Genomic DNA, 8,351 nt, shown 5'->3' with positions numbered 1-8,351 from the left:
TGAGCCGCAGATCTCGCGCGTGAGCTGGAAGCCGTTCTGACCCAGGCCGATCACTGGTTGCCGCACAGACAACCCAAACGCGCATGGCACGGATCTTGAGATATAGGGGAAAGTAACTTCACACCGTCGTTTGATTTCAAGGCTTTATGATCGTCGACCAGAAGCATGCCACTCGCATTGGTTGCAGACCGCCGAAGTCAGCGACACCAGAGCCATCGCCTAGGGTTCCTCCTCAGTCCGGAACGTCCCGGCGAAGCACACACAAGCCAAGCAAACTTGGCACACGACGCCGTCCTGCGCAAAGGCCGCCCGTTTGCCTGGTCATCTATTCCGGTTCATCCGCCGGCGCTTGCAGGACTGACGCACGGGGCGGGTATCCAATGCCGACCACGTCGGCTTAGTTCAATCCCCTTCCGATTCCAACCAACCTCATTCCGCTCTAGGCAAGCCGACGGACCAACTGGGCCGCAACCACCGATGCGCCGAGCGAGACCGCAACGCTCTTGAAGAAGTTAAAACTTTCCTTCCATTCCGGGGCCGCGCAGCGGCGTGAGATGCTCGCCAGGACATAGGCGATCGCCGCCGCATGCTCGCCCCGCTGCCACAGTGTGATCGCGTCGAGTGAAAATGTGCTGAAGGTGGTGAACCCGCCAATGATCCCGGTGGTGAGGAACAGTCTCGCCTTCTGATGGCCGATGTCTAGGTCAGCGAATACCCCGACCACCGAGCCCACCAACCCGGAGCCGACGATGTTGATGGCGAGGGTGCCGAACGGGAAGCCTGGGCCGCACCAGCGCAGGGACGTCAGCCCAACATCGCAGTGACTGCTTCCCAAAAATGGGCAAGGGAGATCGCAAAATTGGGTAGCCCTCCCGATGTGTGTGCCTGACGCGGGGCATAATGTATTCGAGTGAAGGGCTTCAGACCGTAAAGGGAGAAGCAACGCCATACCACGCATCTGGTCGGACGGCAGTTCTCCGAGGGGCTCCGCCTCGTCCCGGGCCGGCAGGGCCGTCAGATGTCGGCCGACATCAGTGCCAGCAATGCCCGACAGTGGGTTGGGGCACGGTCCTACGCCATCCCGGCCAAGAGGCGCACTTTCTGGATCCAGGATCTACAACGAGCCCAGGCCGAAGGCGATCCGACGGGCTGCAACCCCAAAGGGAGATCCTGCCGCACGGTGCAACGAGGTGTGCGAAGGGACCCCTGTTCGACCGGTAGCGATCGGCAGGCCAACCACGCATAGCGACCCAGCGGCTCCTCAGCGGCGGGGTCGCCCTTATGGATAGCAACCATGTTCATTCTGGCTGTCGTGCGCATGGCCAGTCTAATGTGCCTGCGCGTCCTCCTGACGCGACAATTGGGTCGGCGGAGCCCTCCGCACCCCGAGCCGCGCCGCTTCGAAACACTTCCGCACAAACTCAGGGACGACGTCGGGCTGGATATCTGGCCAAGGTAAACCCAGACCGGCCTGGACTACGCACCCGTGGACTCGACAACGCGTTCCAGATAGCCCGAGCCGCGCAGCGTCGATCGAGCGACTTCGAGCCTCGGGCACGCGGTCCAAACGTTCTCCGCCTGACTGACCGCAGTGAATCTGGAGTGGGCGTCGAAATGGCCTGCGGCGCTATTGCTGAGATTGAATCTGCATGTTCGGCCGAGGTGGTGTAGAGCCGCGCTGAATTGACAGCTCACGGCAAAACCAGAACACTACGTATCTGGGCCGTCGGCAACAGCGGCAGGGATCTCATGCCAGGCGACAGGACGAGCCTTCGGGAACGTTTCCGCGATGTCGTCACCAGCGAGGAGGAGCTCCGCGCGGTGGTCGGTCATCCTCCGAAGCGCTCGGTCGATAAGGTCGTGCGTGTCATCGACGACCATAGCCGCCGCTTCATCGCCCACGCCCCCTTCGTCTTTGTGGCATCAGCCGGACCGCGGGGCATGCTCGATGTCTCGCCAAAGGGCGATCCCGCGGGATTCGTCAAAGTTCTGGACGACAGGACCCTCGCCATCCCCGACCGGTTGGGCAACCGCCGGCTCGATACCTTCCGCAACGTCCTGGACAATCCGAATGTCGGGCTGATCTTTGTGATCCCTGGGATCACCTATACTCTCCGGATCAGCGGCAAGGCGATCATCGTTCGCGACCTTGAGCTTCGCGAATCTATGGTCATCAAGGGCAAGCTACCGGATCACGTACTCGTTGTCGGCGTCGAATATGTACTCTCCCACTGCCCGAAATGCATGATTCGTTCGGGATTGTGGGAACCGGAGGCTTGGCCGGACACCGGCGACCTGCCGACGTTTGCGGAGACGTTGATAGCGCACGCAAGTCTCGCGGAGACAGTCGACGAGATGCAGGCGATCATAGACAAGGGCAATCGCGAGCGGCTGTACTAGGGAATCGTCGTCAGCGTTTGATTGGTCACTTACCATGCCGATCGGCGTTGGGTCCCATGCCGATTTACACAACTTCCACAATCCGCCTTTTCGAGACGATAGGGCGCCCGCTAAGGTACTCGCTGCGTTACTGCGTTATGCCAACGACGCCCGCTCGAGATTAGAAGACCATGGTCACGACCGGACGCGTACGCTTCACCGACCTCGGGGCCAGAGTAGCTGCATGACCGGTCTCGTTGCTTCTTTGTCCTCAGATGTCGGGCGCCTACGCACACCTCTTGTAGTGCGCCTCTAGAGGCAGCTGGTGCGCACCAGTAGAGTGAATGGATCGGTTTCAAAATCGGCGAAGAAGTCGTGCCCGAACAATGCCAACCAGTCTTGTTGCGCTGCGTAAGCGAGCGTCTCCCGAGCTTCAAGACACGCGAACTTAATCCCCGCCAGATTCTGCAGGTGGTGGACCATTTCATGAACTAACACCGACAGCTCGACGGGTGTACTTCCGATCCACGCTTCTGGCAAGTAAATGATTTTACCCGTGTCGTCATAAAGGGCCACGGTGGTTGCAGAAATCAGGGCCCCCTCGATACGCCCGACGTCGGCTTGGCTGCCTGACCAGAGATCCACACGAACTCCACCATGCCGCAAGGCGAGCATCGTCTCCGCCGGCACAAATTCGATGGCTGGTGGATCATCGTTGGCAGGAAGATCATAACTGCTCGACAGCCAGCCCGCGATCGCGGTCAGCAGTTCGGCATTGATCTTGGTCGAGCCTGGCTCTACGGCAGATGCGCCGACAACGATATCGAATGCAGTACCGGGAAGCCTTACGGTTTGCAATGTCGATGTCATCGATCCCCAAATAACGGAGTCGATCGGTGGTATTTCACCCGAGAAAGATACTGCAGCCGGAAGCATTAGTAGGCCAGAACAAAGAAACAACCACTTGGACATTAAATCCTCTATTCTTGTTGATGTTGATCAATGTGATGGTCACAATCGCGTCTACTGCTTTATAAGTTACATATATTGGGCAACTGTAAATTTTAATATATGCACACTACGAATTTTTGAATCTAGAATAGACAGTTGAAGAGCTTGAAGTTGCCGGCGACAGACCCTGCTGGCTCCCGAAATCAACGCCAATCATGCGAAAGTCGTCATCGACACTCTCTCGGATATTCAGGTCCGACGACCCATCCGCCCCTGCCGACTTTCGGCACGCCGGTCACGCCGGCTGGGAGCCCGGCGCACCGGACTTCGGTAGTTCAATTGCGAAAGTTGACGGGTCGACGGTTGCCCGCGTCACAGTGGACATGACAGCCATTCAGCAGCGGTGCCTGGTCTCCAGCGAGGCCGCGCCGGCGAGAGGTCGTCTCCACTCTCGCATCCCTGGTCGACCGCCACGGGCGTCTCAGCCTCCAGGCGGCCTCAGCGGGTCAGGCTGGCGGTGTATAGCTGGCCTTCTGTGCCAGCGTCATCGCGCTCATCGCCTCCTCGGGCGTCAGCAGCGGGGTTGTCCTGTATTTGCTGAGCGCGCCGGAGCTGCTGGTGGCCAAGGCAACCGCGGCGGCGGCTTCGTTGTTGGGGAACTCGGCTAGCAGAGCAACATCATACTCGCCGAAACAGAAAAACAGGCTGTGCATGCGACCTCCGACCGACTCGCATGTCTTTGCGACAACCTCCCTTCTTGTTTGCGGGTTCTCCATCAAGGCCTTGGTTGCTTGCGCGGCGTACGAAACCTGGATGAGATAGTGCGGCATGGCGTATCTCCTTGATCACCAAAGTCCAGCAACAACCTCTCTTCTGGTGCCGAAACGGTTTGGGTGATCCAGCGAACGCTCGGGAGAGGGGCTCGTCAAGACAGCCATCCGATGGAGGCTGGCACCGACCCGGTAGACTGCGTTTTGAAAGTGGTCCTCCCTCACTGATGGCTGTAAATCGGCACCAGTCGTGGCCCCTCAGTATCGCCCGAAATCCGACACTGCCGGCCGATCGACGCCGAAGCGTCATGCCGATTCAGAATGAGAACCGCTTGCCCACTGAAAGCGGTACCAACTTGCCGTCTCCAAAAGCGTTGACGAGTGCGGTACGTCCTGATCAAAGACTTGCCCGCCGAGATCTTCATGGCGGACGCTGCCTATGACAGCGACCGTCTCCGCCAGGCGATCGCCGCCAAGGCCGCCGTTGCGGTCATCCCGAACAACCCATCCCGGGCTCAGAAATATCCGCTCGATCAGCATCTCTACGCTCAGCCACACCTGATTGAATGCTGCTTCTCCAAGCTCAAGCAATTCCGACGCGTCGCCACCCGCTTCGAGAAGACCGCCAGAAACTACCGCGCCGTCGTCACCCTCGCCGCCATCGTCCTGTGGCTCAGGTAACTGTCCACAGGGCCTAGACGACGCAGATTGGGCTTGTCACGTTCACGGCCTTGCGGGGCGCCCACGAGCAGCTTAACGGTCATCATGACCCCGCCTGACTATGCCGGTTATCGCTTTCCATCGGACGTGATTCAGCGCGCCGTCTGGATGTATCTCCGCTTCACCCTGAGCTACCGCGATGTCGAGGACCTGCTCGCCGAGCGCGGCATCGAGGTGTCGTACGAGACGATCCGCCGGTGGGTGAGCGCGTTCGGGCCGATGATCGCCCGGCGCCTTCGCGCGCAGCGGCCGGTGCCGCACCGGCGATGGCACCTCGACGAGATGTTCGTCCGGATCGGTGGGAAGCAGATGTACCTCTGGCGCCGTCGATGCCGAGGGTGAGGTGCTCGAGGTGTTGGTTCAGGCCAGGCGGGACGCGGCTGCAGCTCGCAAGCTGATGCGCAAACTCCTCAAGAAGCAGGGGATCGCCCCGAACCAGTGGGTCACTGACAAGTGTCCGGCCTATGGCGCAGCTATTCGTGACCTCCGGCTCGACGGCATCCCCCACCTACGGGCCAAGCGGCTGAACAACCGGGCTGAAAGCTCGCATGTCCCGGTCCGGCGACGTGAGCGCAAGCTGCAACGGTTCAAATCGACCGCCTCGGCGCAGCGGTTCCTGTCGATGCATGCCGCGACCTACAACACCTTCAACCTCTGCCGTCACCTCACCACCGCCCACACGCACCGCCGCTTTCGCGCCGAGGCCTTGGCGGCATGGCAGGATGCGGCGGGCATGGCAGCCTGAGCCTGGCGGATGTTGGCTTCATCGCGGCCAAGCTCGACAACGTGACACCCCCCCGAGGACATCTGGCAGTTCCTCCGCGAGAACTGGCTCTCCAACCGTATCTCCAAATCCTACCGCGACATCCTCGATCACAGCTGCTTCGCCTGGAACACCATGATGGCCCAGCCGTGGAGGATCATGTCCATCGGCCTCCCGACTGGGCTCATGGGTCATGATTTCCGCTGCTTGGTATAGGACGCCCGGCCGGCGGCGGAGAGGGGGTAGGCATAAGCCTCCGAGGGCTCCGGGGGACGGCCGGGTCGCCACGCCGCAACCTCTGCCGCGACGCGTCGGAATTGTAGCAAATCCGATATGACTGGTGGCCAGGAGCATATCCCAGCCGGTAGGGGCGGCCCGCCGCGCCGGTGGGGGACAAACGGGGCGGGCCGCTGGGGGTTGTCGAGCGAGGGGATCACTTCGACATTACAATCGTATCCCGAACGCGGCTTGGAGGATATAATATTTCTGCATGTACGCATTAGCCGAAAGGATAGTGCTAGGCCGGGCGGGGCAGCCGGGTGTGTCGGGATCAGTTGCTGTTGACGCTCCGCCCGGTATTGGCGATTGCGTCCTGCTTCGGCAATTCGAACGCCTTCCTGACGTGGCTAGTCGCCGCCGGCAGGACGGCTTGGTGATCACCCGCCGATCGCAGTGTCGCCAGCGTGGCAGCCCTCGCAGGATCCTTGAGTCCGCCGCGACGGCGACGGCCTTCAGCGATAACGTCATCGGGCAGACAGTTCCAGGATGCGGCTCGCTGTTAGCTTAAGGGGCGGGTCCAAGGACTTGCCGGGCTGCTCAGGCATCGACCCGGAACGGCAGTTCAGCTTTGATCGCGCCGACCCGGACGGCGTCGAGCGCGACCGGATTGGTCGCCCGGTACCTATGAATGAAACCCTCGATCGTGAAATTCGTGAAGCGTGTCGAGAGCTGTTCCAGCAACGTCTTGGCAGCGTCCGTCTGAACCCAGCTGGGCGTGGCAGCATGCGCTTCCGGACCGCCAACACTATTGTCCGCAGTTAGCGCAATCGCGTCGTTCCAGGAGATGCGACACACGACCGCTTTCCGCCCTTCCCGGTCTCCCAGGCGGGCTGCGGGCTGCCCGACAGCGGCCATCGCGCCTGCCGCCAGAAAGCGGACATGGCCCGATTCGACCCTTTGCGGTCGCTCCACTCCTTGCGTTGGGATGACCGCTTCAGCCGCACATCGGTCAGCTTCGGTCAACTTGTCCGCGGGCAGCCCAGTGGCCTCGATCTTGTCGGTCGCATACGGCATTACGACGAAACGGTGCCGCTACAGCACGAAGTCGCCGGCGACGAGGGTCAGGTTGCCGGAGAGCCGGATATGGAAGTCCGAGGTGCCGTCGCCATCGACATCGCCGGCAATAATGGTGCCATAGGTGGTGAGGCTGTAACGCAGCTGGCCGGCGACGCCAGAATAGAGGGCGGTGCCGATGAAACTGAAGGCCTGGTCCTCGGCGATGGTGGTGTCGGCGTCGATCGGCCACAGTTCGATCTTGTCGCCCTGGGCGTGGCTGAAATCGGCGATGCGGTCGGCACCGTCCCCGACCGGGCTCTGGACCACGTCGATATAGAGGAAGCGGTCAGCCCCCGCGCCGCCGGTGAGGTTATCGTTCCCGCGACCGCCGATGAGCACATCGTTGCCATTCCAGCCCTGCAGCGCGTTGCGGCCCGAGTCCCCGATCAGGCTGTCGTTGCCCTGGCTGCCAGAGAGGTTCTCGATGCCGAAGAAGGAGTCGCCCTGGGCATCGCCGCCGCTGGCCGTGCCGGCGAAGAGGTTGACCACGACCCCGGTCGAAGCGGTGAAGTAGCTGGCGATGTCGATGCCGTCGCCGCCATAGAGGCGGTCGGCGCCAGCATCACCATACAGCACGTCGTCGCCGTTGCCGCCACCGAGTAAGTCGGCGCCGGCACCACCGTACAGCTTGTCGGTGCCGGCTCCACTCCCAAGCTCATCTGAAGACGCCCCTCCGATCAGCACGTTGTGGCCTCCCGATAGGGCCTGCATGTACACCGGCCGTCCGGTCACAGCGCTGGCGTCGAGCACGACAGGCTCGTTCGAAAGGGATTCGGCGGAGATCCCACCCATACCGCCATTATAAAAATCCTGGCCGATGGTCAGATGGACACCACCGATTGCGGATTGGGCCGTGACCCAATAGAAGCCGGTGATGCCGGTATAGCCCGTGAGGTCGAGGTCAATGTCTCCGCCGATATTGAAGGCGAGAGTGCAAGGACGGTCCATAGGATCACCCGAGACCTTATCGGTCCTGTCGAAGAAGTCGAGATTGTAGACGCATGCTGTCTCACGGTAGTAAATCTCCGCCGTCTCCTCTCCATCAACGGAAAAGAGATAATTGGCCATGACAATCCCTCCGCAATCGATTTGAATTATAGAATACTCATTAGCATTAAATACATTGCAGCGTAATACTCTCGTCCGGATGCCCTCTAATGCTTTCGACGGATCTCCGATTTTGGGATTTCAAGGACGCTCTGAGGGAATTGCCTAATCCTTTCATGCTCACCGAGAGCATCTCGATTCGTCCCGACCACCTGTCAGCGATCGGGCGCGCGCTGCGCAGAGGCGCCAGTTGGTCGCGTCGCCCGCTTCTGCTCGGAGTCGATCGCGATGAGCGCCCTGCATCCACGTCGGAGACACACAGCTTTGACCGCTCCCGGCACGCGATGCGGACACTCTGCTTGCCGGCTCCGGACTTCCGCTTTCCG

The 8,351-nt window shown here is 61.0% G+C and carries 7 protein-coding genes and 3 pseudogenes; 5 read left to right on the top strand and 5 right to left on the bottom strand.

The annotated features are described in order from the left end of the window. Positions 1 to 439: 439 nt before the first annotated feature. The gene (locus FFK22_RS39945) at positions 440 to 835 is read right to left on the bottom strand and encodes a CrcB family protein (protein ID WP_221939235.1); all 396 of its coding nucleotides are present in this window, start codon (positions 833 to 835) and stop codon (positions 440 to 442) included. 914 nt (positions 836 to 1,749) lie between these two features. Here FFK22_RS39945 and FFK22_RS39940 point away from each other — a divergent pair. Next, positions 1,750 to 2,400: an MSMEG_1061 family FMN-dependent PPOX-type flavoprotein gene (locus tag FFK22_RS39940; protein ID WP_138893378.1), complete on the top strand. Its 651-nt coding sequence runs from the start codon at positions 1,750 to 1,752 to the stop codon at positions 2,398 to 2,400. Positions 2,401 to 2,691: 291 nt separating this feature from the next. Here FFK22_RS39940 and FFK22_RS39935 read toward each other — a convergent pair whose 3' ends face one another. Further along, positions 2,692 to 3,249 carry a DUF6647 family protein gene (locus FFK22_RS39935; protein WP_221939234.1) on the bottom strand — a complete coding sequence of 186 codons (558 nt, stop codon included), beginning with the start codon at positions 3,247 to 3,249 and terminating at the stop codon, positions 2,692 to 2,694. Between the two features lie 587 nt (positions 3,250 to 3,836). After that, on the bottom strand, positions 3,837 to 4,160 hold the full coding sequence (locus FFK22_RS39930; RefSeq protein ID WP_138893377.1) for a GYD domain-containing protein: 324 nt from the start codon (positions 4,158 to 4,160) through the stop codon (positions 3,837 to 3,839). A 333-nt stretch (positions 4,161 to 4,493) separates the two neighbouring features. Between FFK22_RS39930 and FFK22_RS39925 the strand changes: the two are divergent. The 3 pseudogenes from FFK22_RS39925 to FFK22_RS44635 form a co-directional block, all read left to right on the top strand. Further along, positions 4,494 to 4,781, top strand: a pseudogene (locus FFK22_RS39925) (transposase); the annotation flags it as partial. Positions 4,782 to 4,865: 84 nt separating this feature from the next. Continuing rightward, a pseudogene (locus FFK22_RS39920) lies at positions 4,866 to 5,565 on the top strand (IS6 family transposase). Positions 5,566 to 5,610: 45 nt separating this feature from the next. Further along, positions 5,611 to 5,780, top strand: a pseudogene (locus FFK22_RS44635) (IS630 family transposase); the annotation flags it as partial. A 619-nt stretch (positions 5,781 to 6,399) separates the two neighbouring features. On the opposite strand, the gene FFK22_RS39915 reads toward FFK22_RS44635, so the two are convergent. Continuing rightward, positions 6,400 to 6,876, bottom strand: coding sequence for a hypothetical protein (locus FFK22_RS39915; protein WP_138893376.1), 477 nt, complete (start codon positions 6,874 to 6,876; stop codon positions 6,400 to 6,402). Between the two features lie 18 nt (positions 6,877 to 6,894). Then, positions 6,895 to 7,986 carry a calcium-binding protein gene (locus FFK22_RS39910; protein ID WP_138893375.1) on the bottom strand — a complete coding sequence of 364 codons (1,092 nt, stop codon included), beginning with the start codon at positions 7,984 to 7,986 and terminating at the stop codon, positions 6,895 to 6,897. 89 nt (positions 7,987 to 8,075) lie between these two features. Here FFK22_RS39910 and FFK22_RS44155 point away from each other — a divergent pair. Continuing rightward, a partial coding sequence (locus FFK22_RS44155; RefSeq protein WP_221939233.1) for a hypothetical protein occupies positions 8,076 to 8,351 on the top strand: 276 nt, incomplete at its 3' end.

Source organism: Mycobacterium sp. KBS0706 (assembly GCF_005938675.2).
Lineage (GTDB): Bacteria > Pseudomonadota > Alphaproteobacteria > DSM-16000 > Inquilinaceae > Inquilinus.
The sequence above is the reverse complement of the archived record's forward strand: the minus strand, read 5'-3'. Positions and strand labels throughout refer to the sequence as shown.

Coding starts and splice junctions, on each gene's coding strand:
- FFK22_RS39910 (WP_138893375.1), bottom strand. CDS start 7,986: ATGGCCAATTATCTCTTTTCCGTTGATGGAGAGGAGACGGCGGAGATT.
- FFK22_RS39930 (WP_138893377.1), bottom strand. CDS start 4,160: ATGCCGCACTATCTCATCCAGGTTTCGTACGCCGCGCAAGCAACCAAG.
- FFK22_RS39940 (WP_138893378.1), top strand. CDS start 1,750: ATGCCAGGCGACAGGACGAGCCTTCGGGAACGTTTCCGCGATGTCGTC.
- FFK22_RS39915 (WP_138893376.1), bottom strand. CDS start 6,876: ATGCCGTATGCGACCGACAAGATCGAGGCCACTGGGCTGCCCGCGGAC.
- FFK22_RS39935 (WP_221939234.1), bottom strand. CDS start 3,249: ATGACATCGACATTGCAAACCGTAAGGCTTCCCGGTACTGCATTCGAT.